Raw genomic sequence first — 21,432 nt, forward strand, 5'->3', positions numbered from 1 at the left:
CAAACCGACATTGATCCGGAGCAGTCTGAATGGGGGAACCCAGCCATCATAAGATGGTTATCTTGTACTGAATACATAGGTGCAAGAGGCGAACCAGGGGAACTGAAACATCTAAGTACCCTGAGGAAAAGAAATCAACCGAGATTCCCTTAGTAGTGGCGAGCGAACGGGGACTAGCCCTTAAGTGGCTTTGAGATTAGCGGAACGCTCTGGAAAGTGCGGCCATAGTGGGTGATAGCCCTGTACGCGAAAATCTCTTGGTCATGAAATCGAGTAGGACGGAGCACGAGAAACTTTGTCTGAATATGGGGGGACCATCCTCCAAGGCTAAATACTACTGACTGACCGATAGTGAACTAGTACCGTGAGGGAAAGGCGAAAAGAACCCCGGAGAGGGGAGTGAAATAGATCCTGAAACCGTATGCGTACAAGCAGTGGGAGCAGACTTTGTTCTGTGACTGCGTACCTTTTGTATAATGGGTCAGCGACTTATTTTCAGTGGCGAGCTTAACCGAATAGGGGAGGCGTAGCGAAAGCGAGTCTTAATAGGGCGTCTAGTCGCTGGGAATAGACCCGAAACCGGGCGATCTATCCATGGGCAGGTTGAAGGTTAGGTAACACTGACTGGAGGACCGAACCGACTACCGTTGAAAAGTTAGCGGATGACCTGTGGATCGGAGTGAAAGGCTAATCAAGCTCGGAGATAGCTGGTTCTCCTCGAAAGCTATTTAGGTAGCGCCTCATGTATCACTGTAGGGGGTAGAGCACTGTTTCGGCTAGGGGGTCATCCCGACTTACCAAACCGATGCAAACTCCGAATACCTACAAGTGCCGAGCATGGGAGACACACGGCGGGTGCTAACGTCCGTCGTGAAAAGGGAAACAACCCAGACCGTCAGCTAAGGTCCCAAAGTTATGGTTAAGTGGGAAACGATGTGGGAAGGCTTAGACAGCTAGGAGGTTGGCTTAGAAGCAGCCACCCTTTAAAGAAAGCGTAATAGCTCACTAGTCGAGTCGGCCTGCGCGGAAGATGTAACGGGGCTCAAACCATACACCGAAGCTACGGGTATCATCTTCGGATGATGCGGTAGAGGAGCGTTCTGTAAGCCTGTGAAGGTGAGTTGAGAAGCTTGCTGGAGGTATCAGAAGTGCGAATGCTGACATGAGTAACGACAATGGGTGTGAAAAACACCCACGCCGAAAGACCAAGGTTTCCTGCGCAACGTTAATCGACGCAGGGTTAGTCGGTCCCTAAGGCGAGGCTGAAAAGCGTAGTCGATGGAAAACAGGTTAATATTCCTGTACTTCTGGTTATTGCGATGGAGGGACGGAGAAGGCTAGGCCAGCTTGGCGTTGGTTGTCCAAGTTTAAGGTGGTAGGCTGAGATCTTAGGTAAATCCGGGATCTTAAGGCCGAGAGCTGATGACGAGTTACCCTTTGGGTGACGAAGTGGTTGATGCCATGCTTCCAAGAAAAGCTTCTAAGCTTCAGGTAACCAGGAACCGTACCCCAAACCGACACAGGTGGTTGGGTAGAGAATACCAAGGCGCTTGAGAGAACTCGGGTGAAGGAACTAGGCAAAATGGCACCGTAACTTCGGGAGAAGGTGCGCCGGTGAGGGTGAAGGACTTGCTCCGTAAGCTCATGCCGGTCGAAGATACCAGGCCGCTGCGACTGTTTATTAAAAACACAGCACTCTGCAAACACGAAAGTGGACGTATAGGGTGTGACGCCTGCCCGGTGCCGGAAGGTTAATTGATGGGGTTAGCTAACGCGAAGCTCTTGATCGAAGCCCCGGTAAACGGCGGCCGTAACTATAACGGTCCTAAGGTAGCGAAATTCCTTGTCGGGTAAGTTCCGACCTGCACGAATGGCGTAACGATGGCGGCGCTGTCTCCACCCGAGACTCAGTGAAATTGAAATCGCTGTGAAGATGCAGTGTATCCGCGGCTAGACGGAAAGACCCCGTGAACCTTTACTATAGCTTTGCACTGGACTTTGAATTTGCTTGTGTAGGATAGGTGGGAGGCTTTGAAGCGTGGACGCCAGTTCGCGTGGAGCCATCCTTGAAATACCACCCTGGCAACTTTGAGGTTCTAACTCAGGTCCGTTATCCGGATCGAGGACAGTGTATGGTGGGTAGTTTGACTGGGGCGGTCTCCTCCTAAAGAGTAACGGAGGAGTACGAAGGTGCGCTCAGACCGGTCGGAAATCGGTCGTAGAGTATAAAGGCAAAAGCGCGCTTGACTGCGAGACAGACACGTCGAGCAGGTACGAAAGTAGGTCTTAGTGATCCGGTGGTTCTGTATGGAAGGGCCATCGCTCAACGGATAAAAGGTACTCCGGGGATAACAGGCTGATACCGCCCAAGAGTTCATATCGACGGCGGTGTTTGGCACCTCGATGTCGGCTCATCACATCCTGGGGCTGAAGCCGGTCCCAAGGGTATGGCTGTTCGCCATTTAAAGTGGTACGCGAGCTGGGTTTAGAACGTCGTGAGACAGTTCGGTCCCTATCTGCCGTGGACGTTTGAGATTTGAGAGGGGCTGCTCCTAGTACGAGAGGACCGGAGTGGACGAACCTCTGGTGTTCCGGTTGTCACGCCAGTGGCATTGCCGGGTAGCTATGTTCGGGAAAGATAACCGCTGAAAGCATCTAAGCGGGAAACTTGCCTCAAGATGAGATCTCACTGGAACCTTGAGTTCCCTGAAGGGCCGTCGAAGACTACGACGTTGATAGGTTGGGTGTGTAAGCGCTGTGAGGCGTTGAGCTAACCAATACTAATTGCCCGTGAGGCTTGACCATATAACACCCAAGCAATTTGCGAACTCGAGAGAGGCCAGATTGCGGTGTGTGAAGACGAAACGAACCGAAAGTTCGAACCGCACAAACACCTAGCTGTCACATACCCGATTTGCTGAAGCGAGGCCATCTGGTCACGAGTCAGTACCCGAATTTCTTGACGACCATAGAGCGTTGGAACCACCTGATCCCATCCCGAACTCAGCAGTGAAACGATGCATCGCCGATGGTAGTGTGGGGTTTCCCCATGTGAGAGTAGGTCATCGTCAAGATTAAATTCCGAAACCCCAATTGCGAAAGCAGTTGGGGTTTTGTTTTAGTAGAAGTTCCTGTTTTTGCTGGCATGTTACCGTGTTGACGGGCCAGATAAAGAATTTCTTGACGACCATAGAACATTGGAACCACCTGATCCCATCCCGAACTCAGCAGTGAAACGATGTATCGCCGATGGTAGTGTGGGGTTTCCCCATGTGAGAGTAGGTCATCGTCAAGATTGAATTCCGAAACCCCTGTCTGCTCACGCAGACAGGGGTTTTGTCATTTAAGCGTGTACGAAAGATCAGGCCGTTCTGCGACTCTTGCTGCTGCGTCTTGCCCGCCACTTGCGCCACCAGATATAAACTCCCGTCCCTGATAACCCCGCAATCAACACACCCAGTACCGCGATCATTACCTGCCCTGTCACCCCGATGATCCGTCCCCCATGTATCGGCAACTGGAGTCGATAGAACTGCTCTCCGAGCGTGCCCTGTCCCGCGATCTCCTGTCCCAATAATCGGCCATCGGTACCGTGAAAGAACAACCAGGATTTGCCATGTGCGTCCGTATCGTGCTGTCCAAACCCTGCGCCGTAGAAGTTGTACTCGAAGCTGTAATACAACTCGCCGATTGCCGCCGTCAGACCTAACCGTTTCCCTTCCTGCAATGCCCTCTCGTACGCCTGTTGATAACTTAACTGTGTCGTCCCCAGTTCATCGGCGGGCATTCGCCCTCTGGCTTCATAAACGCTTGGCTCGATAGGCGAAAACAGCGATACAGCAGGTTTGAACACCTGGCTCGGCAAGTTCATTGCCACGCTGCTGACAGCGATCGGTAATAGCAGTAGCCACAGCCACAATCCACCGGCGCGATGCAGGTCGTAGTTCAAGCGGTACGCATGCCCGCCTTTCACTTTCCACGCAACAGCCCATTTCTTCCAGAATGGATTGCCGCGCGGCAAGGTCAGCCACAACGCGACAAAGCAGTCGATCACCCACGCGATGGCCACCAGGCCCATCAACAGCAATCCCCAGTTACCGGGCAACGCCAGGTTGTAGTGAAACTCCAGAATGAACGGGATGAAGTTCTCCCGTTGAAAACAGCACTCGCCCCAGTAACGAGCGCCTTTCTGCTCCGCACTCACCGGGTCCAGATAGAACACTTGATTGCGTTCATCGAACGGTTGCCCCGTCGCTGGATCGTTACGCGGAACGGTCGCCAGCAGCGCCGTATGCCCCGTCTCATGCGGATACTCCATGTACCAGACTTGCAGTTTCGGATGTGCAGACTGCACCGCATCCACTAACGCACCGGGTGGCAGGCGCTCACCCACTGATGTCGCCTCGTAGAATTGCGGATTCAGCCATTCATCCAGTTCGTGATTGAACGCCAGCACACTGCCTGTAAGGCCCGCCAGCAACAGAAACACCGCAGTGGCCAAGCCAATATAGCGATGCAACAAAACCAGAAATGCGCGCATACAAAAGACCCCAAAGAAACGACAAAGCCAGCCCCTGACACCAGGGGCTGGCTTTTTTATGCACAGGACATGGCTTTAGAACTGATAGCTGACGGTCGCCGCTACGTTGCGTTCTTCGCCCATGTAGCAGAAGTTCAGACTGGCGCAGGACGCGACATAGGATTCATTGGTCAGGTTGTTTGCATTGAGCCGTATATCCACACCTTTCAAGCCAACCTTGCCCAAGTCATAACCAATCGAGGCGTCGAACAACGTGTAAGACGGCACCTTCATCGTGTTCTCGGCATCGGCCCAGCTGTAGCCGACATAGCGCACCCCACCGCCCAATCGCAGCCCATCGAGTGCAGCAGTGTCGAACTTGTAATCGGCCCACAGTGAGGCCATGTGTCGAGGCGCCTGAGTCGGTGAGTTGCCTTTGTTCTCGATTACATCGGCCGGCGTGCTCAAGGTGCTGATCATCGATTTGGAGTATTCGATATCAGTGAAGGTGCAACTGCCGAGCACTTTGAAGTTGTCGGTCAGTTGCATGTGCGCTTCCAGCTCCAGACCTTGCGAGCGCACGGCGCCGACCGCGCGATAGAAGTTCTCCTGCGGCAGTTTGGTCGCGAGATTCTCCTGGTCGATACGGAACAGCGAGGCGGTGAACAGGTTGTCGGTCCCCGGCGGCTGATACTTCAAACCAACTTCCCACTGCGTGCCATCGGTGGGAGCGAGTGGGTTACCGGCGCTGTCGGCATAAGAGTTCGGGTTGAATGACTCGGAGTAGCTGATATACGGCGCCAGACCGTTATCGAACAAGTACAGCGCGCCGGCGCGCCCAGTGAGTTTGGTGCGTCGATCATTGATCTCTGTACCGACAGGACGCCCGGCTTCGGCGATGCGGTTTTCGTCGGATGTCTCGACCCAATCCTGACGCAGGCCCAGCGAGAAGCGCCATTTGTCCATCTCGATCAGGTCTTGCAGGTACACGCCGGTCTGCTGCAGACGACGCAGATAGCTGGTCTCGCCGTACATCTCGATCGCCGAGTTGCCGTACACCGGATTGAACGCATTAATCGGCGCGAGGCCACCGCTGGTCCAGTCGACCACGGTTTTGCGCCGTTGATAATCCGCGCCCATCAGGACTGTGTGCTTGGTCGCGCCGGTGAAGAATTCGGCCTGCAGCATGTTGTCGACGATGAACGCATGCAGGCGCTCATCACCGCCGGTGTAATAACGGTTCAGTTCATTGCTGGTCGGGGTGGTCCAGCCATAGGCGTAGACCTGATCCATGTTCACTTTGGAATCGAGATAACGGAAGTTCTGCCGTGCCGTGAAGACGTCGTTGAAGCGATGTTCGAACTGATAGCCGAACGATTGCTGGTCACGGGAGTAGCCGTCGACCCCCGGCTCGCCCTCGAAGAATCGCGGCGAGATGCGGTCGCCATTGCGCTGATGGATCGTGCCGTCCGCCGGAACACCGCCGTGGTAGCCGCCGTCCGGCTCGTGTTGCAGATAGGCCTGCAGGGTCAGCGAGGTATCTTCACTGAAATCGATGCTCAACGTCGGCGCGAGGGCGAAGCGTTTTTCCTTGTTGTGGTCGAACTGCGTGTCGGACTGATCGCTCAATCCGGTCAGACGATAGGCAATACGCTTGTCGTCATCGACCGGGCCGCTGAAGTCAAAACCAACCCCACGCTGGCCTTGTGTGCCCACTGTGGCCTGTACCTGATGGTAAGCCTCGTACAACGGCTTTTTGCTGGTCAGCGCGACCAGACCGCCGGGCGAGCTGCGACCGTAAAGCACGGATGACGGGCCTTTGAGAATGTCCACGCGTTCGAGGAAATACGGATCGACCTGCATCGTGCTGTAGGTGCCGCTGTCACCCATCGACTTGAGGCCGTCGAGGTAGATGTTGTCCACCGAACCGTCGTTGAAACCGCGCATCGCCACGTAGTCGTAACGGTGCGTGGCGCCATACGGGTTGGTCAGCACGCCCGGGGTGTAGCGCATCGCTTGCGAGACGGTTTGCGAGCCCTGGTCATCCATTTGTTCGCGCGTCACCACGGATACGCTTTGCGAAGTTTCCAGCAGGGCGGTACTGGTCTTGGTGGCGATCTGGCTGTGCGTGGCGTTGTAGCCGGCCATGCTGCCCAGCGCGTTGCCGAGGGCGAAGCCTTTGATGTCAGTGGTCGGCAAGGCCAGTGCTTCGCTTTCGGCAACTGGACGCAGGATGTAACTGCTGCCGTCCTGGCTGACGGCTTGCAGTCCGGAGCCCCCGAGCAAATGGCTCAAGGCCTGATCGGTTGAATATTCACCTTGTACGCCCGGCGATTGCTGACCTTGTGTCTGTTGCGGCGTCATCGCCAAAGTGATGCCGGCCTGCCGGGCAAACTGATTTAATGCCTCAGCTAATGGCCCGGCCGCGATGTTGTAGCGGTGGCTGATCTCAGTGTCGGCAGTGCTGGCGGCCAGACTCAGGTTTGGTAATACGCTGACGCCCAACGCGGTGGACAGCAGTGCTGCCCGAACTGCTTGGCGTAGCGGTGCCGATTCGGCAGTGAAATTCAGAGGATTCTTACAAATGGCGCGGACAGTCATTGTGGTTTTCCGTAGGCAGTCGCGAAGGCTGAGTTGAAGTGCTTACCGACTAAGCCGGACTGCCTGGAAAAACCCGCCAAAAAATTTCACACCGCGCGCTCGAGCGTCACCCACCAGCGAGTGCGATAGCGCAGTTGCACCGGTAGCGTCTGCGGCAGGACCGCCAGCAGCCTGTCGGTGTCCTCCAGACGGAACACTCCGGAGAGGCGCAAGTCTGCGATATTCGCCGCACAATTGAGCAAACCCGGGCGATAGCGGGCGACTTCGACAAGAAAGTCGCCCAGCCGCATATTGCGCGTGACAATCAAGCCGTCGAGCCAGGCGCCGGCATCCATATCTAGCGTCGGCGCTGCGCGCAAGCCCGTTGGATCAACGAGGACACTCTGCCCGGCGAGCGCTTCGAGCGAATGACCGCCAGCGTGAACGACAACCCGGCCACGCGTGACGCTGAGCCGCGTGCACTGATCGTCCTGGCGCAGAATGAAACGCGCATCGAATGGCTCATAAATCCCGTGACTATTCTGAACGCGCAGTGGTCGATCGGTCGCCGCGCCTTCGTCCGAGCCGCCGCAGGTAACGATGATCTCGCCGCGAGTCAGTTTGATCAGGCGCTGCTGCGCGGTGTAATGCAGGTCAACGGCGCTGGCGGTGTTGAGTTCGATCCGCGTGCCGTCGGGCAACTGGAAACCGCGCCGTTCGCCGGTCGCCGTCGCGTAGTCGGCGCTCCATTGCTGCCAGGCAGCCGAGTCCTTGGCCAGCCACGCGGCGGACCCTATCAACAGTGCGCCGGACAGCAGCTTTATGGCTTGGCGACGGTGCAATCGCTGTGCACTGTTTTCCAGGGTGTTGAAAGCGACCTGCGCACCCGGCACGGCGCGCAGGTTACTGCTCAATTCGGCTTGCAGCGACTGCACCCGCTGCCAAGCCAGTTCGTGCTCGTGGTGCTCGGCGCGCCACTGCTCGCATTGGTGAGTAAGCCGGGGGTTGCCGTGATTGTTGCGCAGCCGCAGCAGCCAGTGAATCGCTTGCCTGACCACTTGTTGTCGTGGTTCGACACGGCGACCGAGCGTTAGGTTATCCACAGGCATCAGCTTTCGTACCGCAACACGTAACAGTGATACAGCGCATCGGCGACGTAGCGTTCCACGGAGCGTACTGATATGGCCAGTTGATCGGCGATCTGTTTGTGCGTTAACCCTTCGCACTGCGCCAAGAGAAACGCCTGACGCACTTTCGGCTTCAATCCCTCAAGCATGCGCGCGATGCTCTCCAGCAGTTCCAGCACCAACGCTCGCGATTCGGCGTCAGGAACTTCGCCTTCGGGTAAATGCGCAATCGTTTCCAGATAAGCCCGCGCGATTTCCTCGCGGCGCCAATGATCGATCACCAGGCCGCGCGCGATGGTCCGCAGGAAAGCGCGGGGCGCTTTCAGTTCGAGGCGTTCGGTGCGTTGCAGCAGCCGCAGGAAAGTGTCCTGCGCCAGATCAGCAGCATCCGCCGCGTTGCCCAGCCTTGCGCGCAGCCAGGCGTTGAGCCAGCCGTGGTGACTACCGTAAAGCGCCTGTACGACCAACTCAGGTGAAGACATGACACGCCAGCCCGAACGTCACAAATGATAATTAGTCGCATTGTCATCAAGGGTCACCGATTTTGCAACTGTCGCTCCGGTGCAGGTAGGAAATATTTGGTCGCAGCCGCTCTGGCACGCCGTTCGGCGGGAATCCTCTACGAAACGCGTTCATTTCTTACGCGGCCCTAAGATTTCTCCGCCGCTGGCCGACAGACTGGTGAGAAATGCGTGCACCAAAGTAGAGCGGCCAGAAGAACGCTGCCTGCGCTGTACATGGAATGTTGCATCGGAACGCATCCCCACTTTTGGCATAAGAAGTCCTCTGAAATGAATCTCAAGTTCAGCCATAAAATTCTCCTGGCCGCTTCGGGCGTCGTCGTCCTGGCGTTCGCGTTGTTCACGCTCTACAACGACTATTTGCAGCGAAACACCATTCGCCAGAACCTGCAGTCCTCCGTGCAGCAGGCCGGTGACCTCACCGCCAGCAGTGTGCAGAACTGGATGAGCGGGCGGATTCTGGTGCTGGAAAACCTCGCGCAAAACGTTGCCCATCAAGGCAGGAACGCCGATTTCCCCGGGCTGGTGGATCAGCCGGCGTTCACGTCGAATTTTCAGTTCACCTACGTCGGGCAGGCCAACGGTGTCTTCACCCAGCGCCCCGATGCCAAGATGCCGGACGGTTACGATCCGCGTCAGCGCCCTTGGTACAAACAGGCAGTGGCCGCCGACAAAACCATGCTGACGCCGCCGTACATGGCGGCGGTCGGTGGCCTGGTGGTGACCATCGCCATGCCGGTGAAGAAGGACGGTGAACTGCTCGGTGTGGTCGGCGGCGACCTGAGTCTGGAAACCCTGGTAAAGATCATCAACTCGGTGGACTTCGGTGGCCTCGGCCATGCGTTTCTGGTCAGCGGTGACGGCCAAGTGATCGTCAGCCCGGACAAAGACCAGGTGATGAAAAACCTCAAGGACATTTACCCGAACACCAGCGTGCGCATTGAGAAGGGCAACCAGAACGTCGTGCTCAACGGCCAGGAGCGCATTCTTTCGTTCACGCCGGTCAGCGATCTGCCGAATGCGCAGTGGTACATCGGTCTGTCGATCGATCGCGACAAGGCCTACGCCGCACTGAGCCAATTCCGCACTTCGGCGCTGATCGCCATGTTCGTCGCGGTCTCGGCTATTGCGTTGCTGCTTAGCCTGTTGATCAATGTGTTGATGCGTCCGCTGACCACCATGGGTCGCGCGATGAAAGACATCGCTCAGGGCGAGGGCGATCTGACCCGGCGTCTGGAAGTCGAGAGCAAAGATGAATTCGGTGAGTTGGGCAGTGCGTTCAACCAGTTTGTCGAGCGCATTCACGCTTCGATTTCCGAAGTGTCTTCGGCGACCCGCCACGTGCATGACTTGTCACAACGTGTGATGGCTTCATCCAACGCTTCGATCATCGGTTCCGACGAGCAAAGTGCGCGCACCAACAGTGTCGCTGCAGCGATCAACGAATTGGGCGCCGCCACTCAGGAGATCGCGCGCAACGCGGCGGACGCTTCGCAGCATGCCAGCGGTGCTTCCGAGCAGGCAGACGACGGTCGGCAGGTGGTTGAGCAAACCATTCAGGCGATGACCGAGCTGTCGCAGAAGATCAGCCTGTCGTGCACGCAAATCGAGACCTTGAACGCCAGCACCGACAATATCGGCCACATTCTCGATGTGATCAAAGGCATCTCGCAGCAGACCAACTTGCTGGCGCTCAACGCTGCCATCGAGGCCGCGCGTGCCGGTGAAGCCGGACGCGGTTTTGCTGTGGTCGCCGATGAGGTACGCAACCTCGCCCATCGCACCCAGGAATCGGCGGAGGAAATCCACAAGATGATCACCTCGCTGCAGGTCGGTTCGCGTGAAGCAGTCAGCACGATGAACGCCAGCCAGGCGTCCAGCGAGCAAAGTGTGGAAGTGGCGAATCAGGCCGGTTTGCGTCTGGTCAGCGTGACCCGGCGCATTGGCGAAATCGATGGCATGAACCAGTCGGTTGCCGCTGCGACTGAAGAGCAGACTGCGGTGGTGGAAACCCTCAATGTCGACGTCAACCAGATCAACCTGTTGAACCAGCAGAGCGTGGCCAACCTCAACGAAACGTTGAAGGATTGTGACGCGTTGTCGCAGCAGGCGAACCGGTTGAAGCAGTTGGTCGACAGCTTCAAAATCTGATTTTCAGATTGGAGACCGCGTTATCGTTCTTCGCGAGCAGGCTCGCTCCCACAGTTGGAATGCATTTCCCTGTGGGAGCGAGCCTGCTCGCGAAAGCGGTCTGACAATCACCGCAAAGCCGAAGCCTTAGACAAACAGCTTCAGCACATTGCCCATCGCATCATCGGCAAACCCCTGCACAAAATCCTTGAACCCCGGCAACGCCCCTTCCCCGCCCGTAACGGGTTCAGCGATGATCGTCCAGGTCGCCCGGGATTTCCCTTCACTCAGCGATTCCACCTGCATCGCCGCCCACAGGTTCGCCACCCCCAACGTGTTGTAAATCGTCGTCCAGGTCATGCGTCGCGCCTGTTCATCGCGGGCGTTGAGCTGCTCGACCACGACGTTGCCGTCCTTGAAGATTTTCTTGCGCAGCGAGGACACGCCTTCGCCGGTCATTTCGGTGTGCGACAGCGCCGGAATGAAGCGATCGAAACCGGCGAAATCGCCCACTACGGCCCAGACTTTTGCCGCATCCGCCGGCACGTCGACCGACGACAGAACGTGGCAGCCTTGCGGATTTTTGATCAAGGTGTCGGGTTGCAGATTGCTCATGGTGTGGCTCCTTGTTGATGAGTCAGAGGAAGTTGATTTCTTTCAGGTAGTCGCAGCCGCGACGTAGCAGCGCCGGGGATTTTTGCGGGTAGTGCGCGCCCATCTGCTGCACGCCGGCCGCAGCGTTGGCGTGGCCGATCAGGGAGATGTCGCCGATGTCTTCTTCAAAGCCGTTGAGGTAGAAACCGAGCACGCCGAACAGCGCGTTGTCAGCGTCGACCCGATTCAGTTGCTGTTGCCAGTGGGCAACGCTGACCAGCGAAAACTCGCTACCGGTTTCGCGGAACGAAGCGACGTAGGCATCCCAGCTCAGCGGCTCGGGGTTGTGCAGGTTGAACACCGCTCGTTCCGGCGAATAACGGCTGGCATGGAAGGCGATGAAGCGGGCGAGAAAGTCCACCGGCATCAGGTCGAAATTCAGCGCAAAGGCTGGCACCTGACCGAGCTGGATCGAGCCTTTGAGCATCAGCATCAAACGGTTTTTGTGCGGCTGACAAACGCCGCTGAGGCTGTTGAAACTTATGTTGCCGGGGCGATACAGATTGACCCGCACACCGCGCTCGCGCGCCCGTTCGAGGAGGCGTTCGCCGACCCACTTCGACAGGTTGTAGCCGTTGCGAATGTAGATCGGCGGCGTCGTGGCGGCGGGCAGCTCAAGCACTCGACCGGCGGCGTCCACGGTGCTGGATGCCGATAGAGTCGAGACGAAGTTGAAGACCTTCTTGCGTTGCCCTTCGCACAGTTTGAGCAGTGCAAAGATCGGCTCGACGTTGTCCGCTGCCAGCGACTCGTAATCGAGTACGTGGTTGACGTTGGCGGCGTTGTGCACCAGCGCGCCGAACTCGCGATCCAGGCGCTGATAATCGTCATCAGTGAGGCCCAGTTGCGGTTGACTGATGTCCGCCGCGTAGACTCGCACCCGGCTGAAATCCAGGTGCTCCAGACGGTTTTCACGCAATGCCTGAGCGAAGCGTTGCGCCGCCGTTTGCCCGCCGCCGGCGCGCACCAGGCAGGCCACCTCGCTGGCGCCCCAACCGAGCAGCGCCTGGACGATGTGCACGCCGACAAAACTGTTGGCACCGGTGACGATGATCTTGTGCACATCACCCATGCGGCTGATCGGCAGCGCTTCGATGTCCAGCGCGCGCTCGGCGTCGACCATGGCCTGGGCGCTGAGCACGGCGCTGTCATCGGTGCCGCGCACCAGCGTCGCCAGTTTGCTGATCGTCGGCTGTTCGATGAAGCGGTTGATCGAAATGCTCCGGCCGAATTCCTCACGCAAGCGCAGCAACATCCGCGACAGCAGAATCGAATGGCCGCCGAGATTGAAGAAGCTTTCGTCGGTGGAAATTTCATTGGTCGGCAGATCCAGCAACTCGGCCCAGATCTCCAGCAGCAGTGCTTCGTCGGCGTTCGCCGGCAGGCATTTCGCAGCGCTGTCCTGCACCGTCACCGGCAGTGTCAACAGCGCCTTGCGATCGATTTTGCCGTTGCTGGCGAACGGCATCTGCGCCAGTTCGGTCCATGCCACGGGTTGCATGTAGTCCGGCAGAAACTGCCGGGCGTGGTCTCTCAGTTCGTCTCGGGCAGTCTCGGTCTGTGGCTGGGCGAGGAACGCCAGAATGCGCCGCTGGCTGTCGATGACCACGGCGATCTGCCGATACAAGCGGCTCTCACGCAGGCAGCGTTCGATCTCTTCCGGCTCGACGCGAAAGCCACGGATTTTCACCTGATTGTCGCGCCGCCCGCACAATTCGATACCGTGCTCGCCCCACCTGGCCATGTCGCCGCTGCGGTAGGCGCGCAAGGTCTCGCCGTCGGGCAGCGACAGGGTCAGATAACGCTCGGCGGTCAGCTGCCGATTGTTCAGGTAACCGAGGCAGACACCGGGTCCCACGATGAATAATTCGCCGACGGTTTGATCGGGCACCGGTTGCAGATCATCGTCGAGAATCAGCACCTGACTATTGGCGATCGGCCCTCCCAGCATGCGGTTGCTGTCGCCCGGTTTGAGCTGGCGCGCGGTGATCAGCACGGTGGCTTCGGTCGGGCCGTAGAGGTTGTGCAGGGTGCCTTGACGGGTCAGTTGCTCGATGACGAACGGCTCGCAGACATCACCGCCGGTCATCACCTGCACGCACTCCAGTTGCTCCAGCGGCAGGATGCTCAACAGCGCCGGCGGCAGGAAGGCGTGGGTCAGTTGCCGACGGCGAATCAGCGCAACCAATTGCAAAGGATCGCGGCGCTGGGTGTCGTCGGGCACCACCAGTTCAGCGCCGGCGAGCAGACTGGGGAAGATGTCGATCAGCGATGAATCGAAGCTCAGCGACGAGAACTGCAACACCCGACTCTCGGCGCGCAACTGCACGTAGTCGGCGTACCACGCGGTGAAGTGGGCGAGGTTGGCCTGGCTCAGCAGCACGCCTTTCGGATGCCCGGTGGTGCCCGAGGTGTAAAGCGCCATGCACGGCGCGTCGAGTTCCGAGCGGTGCAGCATCAGCGGTTGATCGAGGGCGGTGTCCGTGGCCGCAATGCAACTGACATCCAGTCCCGCTATCGATTCGCCGAGCGCCTGCTGGCCATCGTGGAGCAGCACAACAGCGCCGGCGTTTTCCAGGATGAATTGCTGCCGTTGCAGCGGATGACTCGGCTCCAGCGGCAAGTACACCGCGCCGCTGCCGAGAATCGCCAGAATCGAAGCGAACAGCGCCGGGCTTTTGCTCTGGCAGACACCGATCACCCACGGCTGCGGATGTTGCTCAAGCAAGGGCAGCAGTCGCTGCTGAATCGCGCGGCTGTGGGCGTGCAGCTGGCGGTAGCTGACGGACTGCCCGCCGAGGTGCAGTGCCGGTCGTGCGGCATGCTCGGTCAGGCTCTGTTGCAGGCGCTCGATCAACGGGGTCTGCGCTTGTTGCAGCAGCGCCGGGTTCGCCGTGTCGTTGAGGCGGTGGACGTAAGCCAGCTTGTCGACAAACAGCAAATCTTCCAGCCGTTCGAAATCCGGCGCGATCAGTGCCGGGGCATGGCGCAAATAGTCGCCATCGCGGGAAAAGCGGCTGACCAGCAACGCCACTTCGTCGACCACATGGGCGAGCGTTCGCTGGCGTAAGGACTGGCCGTTGCCGGACGGCTCATCGCCGATCGGTGTGCGGCTGATCAGCGACGAGCCAAGGAAGCACAACAGATCGAGGGTCGGCAGGCCGCCATGGTCCTGCGCGGCGACACCCAGGCGCAGGTGCAAGTGTGGAATGGCGCAGAGGTCGCCGGCAGCGATAAAACCATCGTCGATGATCAGATCCATCGCCGCTCGTGTCGCACCGCTGCGGGACACTGCATGGCCGTGTTGTTCGAGTTCCCCGGCCAGGTCGGTCATCGCCTGGCTGGCGCCGGTGAGCAAAATGTCGAGACGTCTCATGTCGGCCTCCTCAAGCCAGGTAGTCGCGCAAGGCGTGCTGCACGCACGGTGTGTCGAGCAGCGCGCTGTTGTGGAAAAACCTGACGATGTTGCCCACCAGCGGGTGATGGCGATTGATCGGGAAGGCCAATCCAGCGATCTCCTCGCGCAGTGAGCGCCGCGTGGTTTCGCTGACCGGCAGAGCCTCGATCAGGCGCAAATCGAAGGACTTCTGGATGTCGTTGGTCAGGTAATGGCCGATGAACACCGGCAGAATCTGCGCAATGGTCTGGCGATCCGCGTCGTTGGCGGTGTGCCAATAGATGCGCACCATCCGCGCCCAGAAACTGGAATGGCGACCCTCGTCGAGCAAGTGGTCGGCCATCAGGCCTTTGATCGACGGCTTGACCGAGTCATCGCGAGCGAACGCTGCAACGTCGCCGGTCACGGTGTTTTCGGCGATCGCCACGCAGATCAATTCCACCGCGCTGCGCAGGTGTGCCGGCGCCAGCGCAACAGCGGCGGGAATCGCCCGGCTCAGTTCGATTTCGTCGGGCAACGGGATCGGTTCGATACCGGTCAGCGCGACGGTTTGCTGCATGAAATCCATGGCCACCAGCGCGTGGTAATCCTCATCGACCACGACCGTCATCGCGTCGTAGCGACAGGCGAACGGGAAGGCCACGGCGAAGCGATTCTTGGCAATGCTGCGGGCGGTCTTGTCGACGATTTCGGTTTCGAATATCACTACATCGTTGATGAATTTGTACAACGTCTGCACCAGGGCGAAGTCACGTTGCTGCGGGCATTCACGCTGGAAGGTTTCGCTGAGCACCAGCGGCTGGCGGCTCAGCGGGTAGATCAGTCGCTGATCGTCTTCGAGCAACCGCCGGGGACGGGTACGGATGGTCGCGCGGCTTTCCCAGGCCTCGGCGAAGGATTGATAGTCGGCGGCGTTCATTGGGCCACCTCGGCAACTTCTGCGCCCATGCTCAGGCGCAGCCCGTTCCACAGGGCGATGCGGCTTTCCACGGCGGCGATGGCGCTGGCATAGACTTCAGCTTCGCGCTGCGGATCGCCGTCCACCAGCCGTTGCAGCAATTGCTCGGCGGCGGGGCCGTGGTCTTCGGAATCGACTTCGATGTGCCGTTGCAGGTAGTAGCGAAAGGTCGGTGCCTGTTCGATGCCGATGCCCCAATCGTCAAGGATGCGCTGGAACATGGTCGGGATAACGCTTTCGCGACCGTGCAGAAACGCGGCGGCGACGCTGTGTCCCGGCGCCTCGAGGGCAATGCGCAGGGTATCGCGGACAAACTGCGCCGCCGCCGGGTCGACATCGACGCTTTGCAACGCCACGTCATAACTCACGCCTTCCTGCTGCAACGTGACGAAACGCTCCACCGCCGTGGTGCTCGCGCCGATTTCGCGCATCGCATCCAGGTACAACTCGAAGTGGCTGTAATGGCCGACATCGAGGCGATCATCCGATTCCTCGCCCAGCACGATCTCGTTGATCAACCGCGCCGCATGAGGATCGCGCGGCGGCAACCAGGGTAACCGCGTGCAGGTCAGTTCCTGTTGCAGGCGTTTGGTCAGCGACATGAAGTCCCAGACGGCAAATACATGGGTTTCCATGAAACGGCGTAATACCGATAACGAAGTAATCTCGGAAAAGATCGGGTGAATACTCAGTTCGGCTTTCTTCAGGGCGAGTTGCTGCTTAATAGGCATCATGATGTCCTTTATCATTGATATGAAATGCACGGTTCTTTCCGCTGCTGCAAACGGTCGAGCAAGTTCGGCAGAAGTTGTCCGGACAATGCGCTGTTGCGGCGCCATGTTTGCTGCGTGAGGTGTGCCGGGCTGGACAACGAATCTCAAACCTGGCGAGAGAAAGCTAATACAGGGCAAATGCAATTAACAAGTTATTTTTCAGTTATTAAAAGTTGGCTGTTTTATAGATATGAAAGTTACCGATAAAACTTTTTTGGCAAGTTTTATTTGGGCGAAGTTGCTCCTTTCGGCTAATAGGGGCCAAAATTGAAGGGGAGAGTGAATGCCTCACTCGAAGCAACTTTTAAACAAGGGGATTGATTGAATTCAAAGGGGGCGAAAGTTGGCCGGGACCGGCGCCATGACTTCCTGTTTCCCGTGACAAGGCTCCTTCCGTAGGTTCCTGTTGCGGGGACTTTGCCGTCAGGGCGGCGTGTCTCCGTTCTATAGGGTTTGGCGCTGGAAGAGTGCGGGTAAATTGCCGTTACGGCTATTACCGATTGGTCATTGACATAGGGGAACAATGCGTGGGGCAGGGCGAGGCGGGCAGTCGCGCGCAGGCCGATCCGCTGCCAGAGCGGGCGGCAGAGCGGGCGCGAAGATTTGTAAGGGGATTATTCGAACTTTGAGATATCAGCGTGCGGTATGGCGCTTCTGCGCAGCGGAAGTCGCGAGGTAGCGGGTGATCACCTCGACGCCACGGTTGAGGTGTTGCTCCAGCAGTTCGATTGAACGCGGGATGTCCCGTTCGGCCACGGCCTGATGCATGGCGCGATGGTCGTCCTGAGACAGCTTGCCCAGGCCCATGGCTTCGAGATTGAAACGCAGGAAGCGTTCTTCTTCATTCAGGCCGTCTTCGACCAGACGCAGCAGTCGCTGGTTGGGCGCCTTGCTGTACAGGGCCATGTGGAACAGACGGTTGAGGCGGCCGATTTCGTTGTAATCGTGCTGCGCTTCCAGCTCGTCGATATAGCTGGCGGCGAGTTGATGCTCGGCGTCGGTCAGCAACGGAATCGACTGCCGCAATGCCTCGGATTCGAGCAGAATGCGCAACTCGTAGGTTTCGGCGGCATCACCCTGGATCAGCGGTGCGACCACGGCGCCTTTGTGCGTGGTGACGCTGAGCAGCTCCTGCGCTTCGAGCTGGCGCAAGGCTTCACGCACCGGCATGCGGCTGACCCCGAACAGATCGGCCAGATCCTGCTGGCGCAGCGCAGTACCGCAAGGCAGGCGTCCATCGAGAATGGCCGAGCGCAGGGTTTCTTCAATCACCGACCGGGCCAGATGCGCAGGAATCGGTCCTTCGACTTTGATGCTGTGCAGCGGTTTGGGCTTCTGAGTCACGACGACACACTCTGCAGGTCGCAATATTTGGATCCAAATGACACTAGTGATTGGTCTACGGGTTGTCAAACCTGGCAGAGCGTGGCGCTGCAATGCTGAGTCTAGCGCGTCTTCGATGATCTCACGGTGCCATTGTTTTTTAACGGACTAAGCTTCACCATCAAACGCTTCCTTCTTGTCCTTCTGGAAACCTGCTGTGGCGGTACGTTTCGCGATCCCTCGGACCTTGCGCTGGCTTGGCTGCGCATTGCTGCTGGCCGGCGTCATGCTGGGCGGTCTGCACGCCGATTGGGATTTTTCCGCGATCAGCCGCAAGGCATCTGCCCTTTACGGCCCACTGGGCGCCGGGCAGCAGCGCATCGATGCCTGGCAGAATCTGCTGGCCACGCAAAAGCAGGCGAGTGAGATGGACAAGCTCAAAGTTGTGAATCTGTTCTTCAACAAGCAGGTGCGCTATGTCGAAGACATCGATCTGTGGCGCGAAGTGGATTATTGGGAAACCCCGATCGAGGCGCTGTGGAAGGGCGCTGGCGACTGCGAAGACTATGCCATCGCCAAGTATTTCAGCCTGCGCCACCTCGGAGTTTCCAGTGACAAGCTGCGCATCACCTACGTCAAGGCATTGCGCCAGAACCGCGCGCACATGGTGTTGACGTACTATGCGACCCCCGATGCCATGCCGCTGGTGCTCGACAGCCTGATTGATCCGATCCAGCCGGCGTCGCAGCGGACCGATTTGCTGCCGGTCTACTCTTTCAATGCCGAAGGTCTGTATTTGCCGGGCGCCAAGGGCAACAAGAAGGTCGGCGACACCAAACGCCTGTCGCGCTGGCAGGATGTGCTGAAGAAAATGCAGGCCGAAGGTTTCCCGGTCGAGACGACTAACTAGGAGCACGCGCTCAGATGTCTTTGTTCAAACAGCTGTTGATCGCTATCTGTCTGTTCCTGGTCGTGGCCTTCACCGGCAGCTTCATGGTCAGCCTGGAGAGCTCGCGCACCCAGTACGTCAACCAGTTGCGTTCCCACGCGCAGGACGCCGCCACCGCGCTGGCCTTGTCGCTGACGCCGAATATCGACGACCCGGCGATGGTCGAGCTGCTGGTCAGTTCGATTTTCGACAGCGGTTATTACGCAAGCATCCGCGTGGTCGACGTGAAGACCGATCAAACCATCGTCGAGCGTACCGGCGCCCCGGCGGTGAGCAACGTGCCCGACTGGTTCGTCAAACTGATCGGCCTCGAGCCGGCCGGTGGTGATGCGCTGGTCAGCCGAGGCTGGGAACAGGCCGCGCGGGTCGAAGTGGTCAGCCACCCGATGTTCGCCGTGTCCAAGCTGTGGCAGAGCGCGCTGGGCAGCCTTGGCTGGTTGCTGATCTGCGGCGCATTGAGCGCGGTGCTCGGCGCGCTGTTGCTGCGTCGGCAGTTGAAGCCTCTCGATTACATGGTCCAGCAGTCCCATGCGATTGCCCGCCGCGAGTTTCTCAGCCTGCCGGATCTGCCACGCACGCCTGAATTGCGTCGCGTGGTGCAGGCAATGAATCAGATGGTCGAGAAGCTCAAGACGCTGTTTCAGGAGCAGGCCGAGCGCAGCGAAAAACTGCGCACCGAATCCTATCAGGACAACCTCACCGGCTTGGCCAACCGCCGCTATTTCGAGATGCAACTGAATGACCGGGTAAGCAATCCGGAGCAGGCCAGTTCCGGTTATCTGTTGCTGTTGCGGGTCAAGGATCTGGCCGGCCTCAACCAGCGTCTCGGCGGCCAGCGTACCGACCAGTTGCTCAAGGCCGTCGGTGAGCAACTGACCCGCGAATGCGCCCGATATCCACAAACCCAGGATCTGGTCACGCGTATTCGCGGCGGTGAATTCGCCGTACTCGCACCCGGGCTGGTGCGTGAAGAAGCGTTGCAGTTGGCGCAGAATCTGGACAATGCGTTGAGCAGCCTGCATGCCACTGGCGCGACCGATGTGCCGGCGGTGGCGTGTATCGGGCTGGCGCCGTTTGCGCACGGTGACTCGCCGCAAGCGGTGTTGACGTTGGGCGATCAGGCTTTGGCTCAGGCTGAAGGGCAGGGCGAGCAAAACTGGGCGTGCATCGATCAGAGTCTGGTGGCGGAGGTCGGCGACGATCACCACGCCTGGCATCGATTGCTGGACCAGGCCTTGAGTCAGCAGCGTTTCGAGTTGTACTTCCAGCCGGTAGTCGCTGCGCAAGACACGCAGCTGGTGTTGCATTACAAGGTGCTGTCGCGCTTGCTCGACGAGCAGGGCCAGACCATTCCCGCCGGGCGCTTTCTGCCGTGGCTGGAGCGCTTCGGCTGGACCGCGCGGCTCGATCGGCTGATGCTCGAACGCGTGCTTGAGCAAATGAAGGAGCACGAGGATTCGCTGGCGCTGAACCTGTCCTCGGCGACGCTGGCCGACCCGCCGGCGCTGAACAAAGTCTTCGAGATTCTGCGCGCGCATTCCAACCTCGGCGCGCGTCTGACCCTGGAAATCGGCGAGGAGCAATTGCCTGAACAGGCGGTGCTGGAGCAGTTGACCCGACGCCTGCGCGAGCTCGGTTTCTCGCTGAGCCTGCAGCGCTTCGGCGGGCGCTTCAGCATGATCGGCAACCTGGCGCGGTTGGGTCTGGCGTACTTGAAGATCGATGGCAGCTACATCCGCGCGATCGATCAGGAAAGCGACAAGCGCCTGTTCATCGAAGCGATCCAGCGCGCAGCGCACAGCATCGATCTGCCGCTGATTGCCGAACGGGTCGAGACTGAAGGGGAGTTGTCGGTGATTCGCGAGATGGGCTTGTATGGCGTGCAGGGACAGTTGCTCGGTGAGCCGAAGCCCTGGGCCTGACCTGATCGTTCCCACGCTCTGCGTGGGAATGCAGCCCGTGACGCTCTGCGTCACAACGATGTTTGAGCGGTGTGGCTGGAACGCATAGCGTCCCTTGATGCATTTCCACGCGGAGCGTGGGAACGATCACTGCAGCGAAATCAGATCAACCCACCCTCATCCTCATCGATCAACTGGCTCAACCCGCCCAGCGCTTCCCGCGCCTGGGTTCGGTCCATCAGTTTGGCCTGGGCCGCCGCCGGCAGGTCGGTGACGCGGATCACGCCTTTCTGGGTCAACACCTGAATCAGGTCGTCGAGTACCCGAATCATTTCAAAGTCGCTCTGCTTGAGCTGTTTGAGGCTGTTTTCCACGGCTTCGTTGGCGTACCACGCCTGAATTTCATGGTTGTCGGCGGGCAGCGTTTCCGTAGCCTCGGCGTACGCCGCAGCTTCCACGCGAATCAACTGGCCCTGCGCATCGCGTTGCACGTAAAACATTGAGCATCCCTCACAAATGAACAGCGTCATGCTGTCAGCAGCATAGCCAACTGCGCGCCAGTATGCGGGGCGACGATGGAATCGTCACCGCTGCATTGCC

14 protein-coding genes, 3 rRNA genes and 1 pseudogene are annotated in these 21,432 nt (G+C 58.7%); 7 read left to right on the forward strand and 11 right to left on the reverse strand.

From position 1 onward, the window contains the following. From ACIGDJ_RS07305 to rrf (ACIGDJ_RS07315), 3 genes are all read left to right on the forward strand, one after another. Positions 1 to 2,805 (forward strand): 23S ribosomal RNA (locus ACIGDJ_RS07305); the annotation flags it as partial. Between the two features lie 153 nt (positions 2,806 to 2,958). After that, a 5S ribosomal RNA gene (rrf, locus tag ACIGDJ_RS07310) occupies positions 2,959 to 3,074 on the forward strand. A gap of 105 nt (positions 3,075 to 3,179) precedes the next feature. Then, a 5S ribosomal RNA gene (gene rrf / locus ACIGDJ_RS07315) occupies positions 3,180 to 3,295 on the forward strand. Between the two features lie 66 nt (positions 3,296 to 3,361). On the opposite strand, the gene ACIGDJ_RS07320 is transcribed toward rrf (ACIGDJ_RS07315), so the two are convergent. The 5 genes from ACIGDJ_RS07320 to ACIGDJ_RS07340 form a co-directional block, all read right to left on the reverse strand. Then, positions 3,362 to 4,540: a PepSY domain-containing protein gene (locus ACIGDJ_RS07320; protein WP_101158997.1), complete on the reverse strand. Its 1,179-nt coding sequence runs from the start codon at positions 4,538 to 4,540 to the stop codon at positions 3,362 to 3,364. A gap of 75 nt (positions 4,541 to 4,615) precedes the next feature. Beyond that, positions 4,616 to 7,120, reverse strand: a complete 2,505-nt coding sequence (locus ACIGDJ_RS07325) for a TonB-dependent siderophore receptor (RefSeq protein ID WP_397478602.1) — start codon at positions 7,118 to 7,120, stop codon at positions 4,616 to 4,618. A gap of 86 nt (positions 7,121 to 7,206) precedes the next feature. Continuing rightward, positions 7,207 to 8,208 (reverse strand): FecR domain-containing protein, encoded by a 1,002-nt coding sequence (locus ACIGDJ_RS07330; protein ID WP_397478601.1) that lies wholly within the window; start codon positions 8,206 to 8,208, stop codon positions 7,207 to 7,209. After that, positions 8,208 to 8,708, reverse strand: coding sequence for a sigma-70 family RNA polymerase sigma factor (locus tag ACIGDJ_RS07335; RefSeq protein ID WP_101158991.1), 501 nt, complete (start codon positions 8,706 to 8,708; stop codon positions 8,208 to 8,210). Before ACIGDJ_RS07335 ends, ACIGDJ_RS07330 begins: the two co-directional genes overlap by 1 nt. A 150-nt stretch (positions 8,709 to 8,858) precedes the next feature. Beyond that, positions 8,859 to 9,038 carry a hypothetical protein gene (locus ACIGDJ_RS07340; RefSeq protein ID WP_157830888.1) on the reverse strand — a complete coding sequence of 60 codons (180 nt, stop codon included), beginning with the start codon at positions 9,036 to 9,038 and terminating at the stop codon, positions 8,859 to 8,861. On the opposite strand from ACIGDJ_RS07340, the pseudogene ACIGDJ_RS07345 reads away from it, so the two are divergent. Both ACIGDJ_RS07345 and ACIGDJ_RS07350 read left to right on the forward strand, forming a co-directional pair. After that, positions 9,018 to 10,043 (forward strand): annotated as a pseudogene (locus tag ACIGDJ_RS07345) (cache domain-containing protein); the annotation flags it as partial. The gene ACIGDJ_RS07340 and the pseudogene ACIGDJ_RS07345 sit on opposite strands and share 21 nt — an antisense overlap. Positions 10,044 to 10,112: 69 nt before the next feature. Further along, positions 10,113 to 10,898: a methyl-accepting chemotaxis protein gene (locus tag ACIGDJ_RS07350; RefSeq protein WP_397478606.1), complete on the forward strand. Its 786-nt coding sequence runs from the start codon at positions 10,113 to 10,115 to the stop codon at positions 10,896 to 10,898. 126 nt (positions 10,899 to 11,024) lie between these two features. Here ACIGDJ_RS07350 and ACIGDJ_RS07355 read toward each other — a convergent pair whose 3' ends face one another. The 5 genes from ACIGDJ_RS07355 to ACIGDJ_RS07375 form a co-directional block, all read right to left on the reverse strand. Beyond that, positions 11,025 to 11,492 (reverse strand): SRPBCC family protein, encoded by a 468-nt coding sequence (locus ACIGDJ_RS07355; protein WP_101158989.1) that lies wholly within the window; start codon positions 11,490 to 11,492, stop codon positions 11,025 to 11,027. A gap of 22 nt (positions 11,493 to 11,514) precedes the next feature. Continuing rightward, on the reverse strand, positions 11,515 to 14,907 hold the full coding sequence (locus tag ACIGDJ_RS07360; RefSeq protein WP_397478600.1) for an amino acid adenylation domain-containing protein: 3,393 nt from the start codon (positions 14,905 to 14,907) through the stop codon (positions 11,515 to 11,517). Between the two features lie 10 nt (positions 14,908 to 14,917). Next, positions 14,918 to 15,847 (reverse strand): diiron oxygenase, encoded by a 930-nt coding sequence (locus ACIGDJ_RS07365; protein WP_101158985.1) that lies wholly within the window; start codon positions 15,845 to 15,847, stop codon positions 14,918 to 14,920. Then, positions 15,844 to 16,617, reverse strand: coding sequence for a DUF3050 domain-containing protein (locus tag ACIGDJ_RS07370; RefSeq protein ID WP_397478599.1), 774 nt, complete (start codon positions 16,615 to 16,617; stop codon positions 15,844 to 15,846). Before ACIGDJ_RS07370 ends, ACIGDJ_RS07365 begins: the two co-directional genes overlap by 4 nt. Positions 16,618 to 17,292: 675 nt before the next feature. After that, complete coding sequence (locus tag ACIGDJ_RS07375; protein ID WP_101158982.1) at positions 17,293 to 18,003, reverse strand: GntR family transcriptional regulator; 711 nt, start codon at positions 18,001 to 18,003, stop codon at positions 17,293 to 17,295. Between the two features lie 196 nt (positions 18,004 to 18,199). Between ACIGDJ_RS07375 and lapG the strand changes: the two genes are divergently transcribed. Further along, complete coding sequence (gene lapG / locus ACIGDJ_RS07380) at positions 18,200 to 18,892, forward strand: cysteine protease LapG (protein ID WP_101158980.1); 693 nt, start codon at positions 18,200 to 18,202, stop codon at positions 18,890 to 18,892. A 14-nt stretch (positions 18,893 to 18,906) separates the two neighbouring features. After that, complete coding sequence (gene lapD / locus ACIGDJ_RS07385) at positions 18,907 to 20,853, forward strand: cyclic di-GMP receptor LapD (RefSeq protein WP_397478598.1); 1,947 nt, start codon at positions 18,907 to 18,909, stop codon at positions 20,851 to 20,853. Positions 20,854 to 20,993: 140 nt separating this feature from the next. Here lapD and ACIGDJ_RS07390 read toward each other — a convergent pair whose 3' ends face one another. After that, positions 20,994 to 21,332: a hypothetical protein gene (locus ACIGDJ_RS07390; RefSeq protein ID WP_016772279.1), complete on the reverse strand. Its 339-nt coding sequence runs from the start codon at positions 21,330 to 21,332 to the stop codon at positions 20,994 to 20,996. Between the last annotated feature and the right edge of the window lie 100 nt (positions 21,333 to 21,432).

It is taken from the genome of Pseudomonas sp. NPDC079367 (genome assembly GCF_044542195.1).
Taxonomy (GTDB): Bacteria; Pseudomonadota; Gammaproteobacteria; order Pseudomonadales; family Pseudomonadaceae; genus Aquipseudomonas.

Coding starts and splice junctions, on each gene's coding strand:
- ACIGDJ_RS07350 (WP_397478606.1), top strand. CDS start 10,113: ATGGCTTCATCCAACGCTTCGATCATCGGTTCCGACGAGCAAAGTGCG.
- ACIGDJ_RS07335 (WP_101158991.1), bottom strand. CDS start 8,708: ATGTCTTCACCTGAGTTGGTCGTACAGGCGCTTTACGGTAGTCACCAC.
- ACIGDJ_RS07355 (WP_101158989.1), bottom strand. CDS start 11,492: ATGAGCAATCTGCAACCCGACACCTTGATCAAAAATCCGCAAGGCTGC.
- ACIGDJ_RS07390 (WP_016772279.1), bottom strand. CDS start 21,332: ATGTTTTACGTGCAACGCGATGCGCAGGGCCAGTTGATTCGCGTGGAA.
- ACIGDJ_RS07320 (WP_101158997.1), bottom strand. CDS start 4,540: ATGCGCGCATTTCTGGTTTTGTTGCATCGCTATATTGGCTTGGCCACT.
- ACIGDJ_RS07365 (WP_101158985.1), bottom strand. CDS start 15,847: ATGAACGCCGCCGACTATCAATCCTTCGCCGAGGCCTGGGAAAGCCGC.
- ACIGDJ_RS07360 (WP_397478600.1), bottom strand. CDS start 14,907: ATGAGACGTCTCGACATTTTGCTCACCGGCGCCAGCCAGGCGATGACC.
- ACIGDJ_RS07330 (WP_397478601.1), bottom strand. CDS start 8,208: ATGCCTGTGGATAACCTAACGCTCGGTCGCCGTGTCGAACCACGACAA.
- ACIGDJ_RS07325 (WP_397478602.1), bottom strand. CDS start 7,120: ATGACTGTCCGCGCCATTTGTAAGAATCCTCTGAATTTCACTGCCGAA.
- ACIGDJ_RS07340 (WP_157830888.1), bottom strand. CDS start 9,038: ATGGCTGAACTTGAGATTCATTTCAGAGGACTTCTTATGCCAAAAGTG.
- lapD (WP_397478598.1), top strand. CDS start 18,907: ATGTCTTTGTTCAAACAGCTGTTGATCGCTATCTGTCTGTTCCTGGTC.
- ACIGDJ_RS07370 (WP_397478599.1), bottom strand. CDS start 16,617: ATGCCTATTAAGCAGCAACTCGCCCTGAAGAAAGCCGAACTGAGTATT.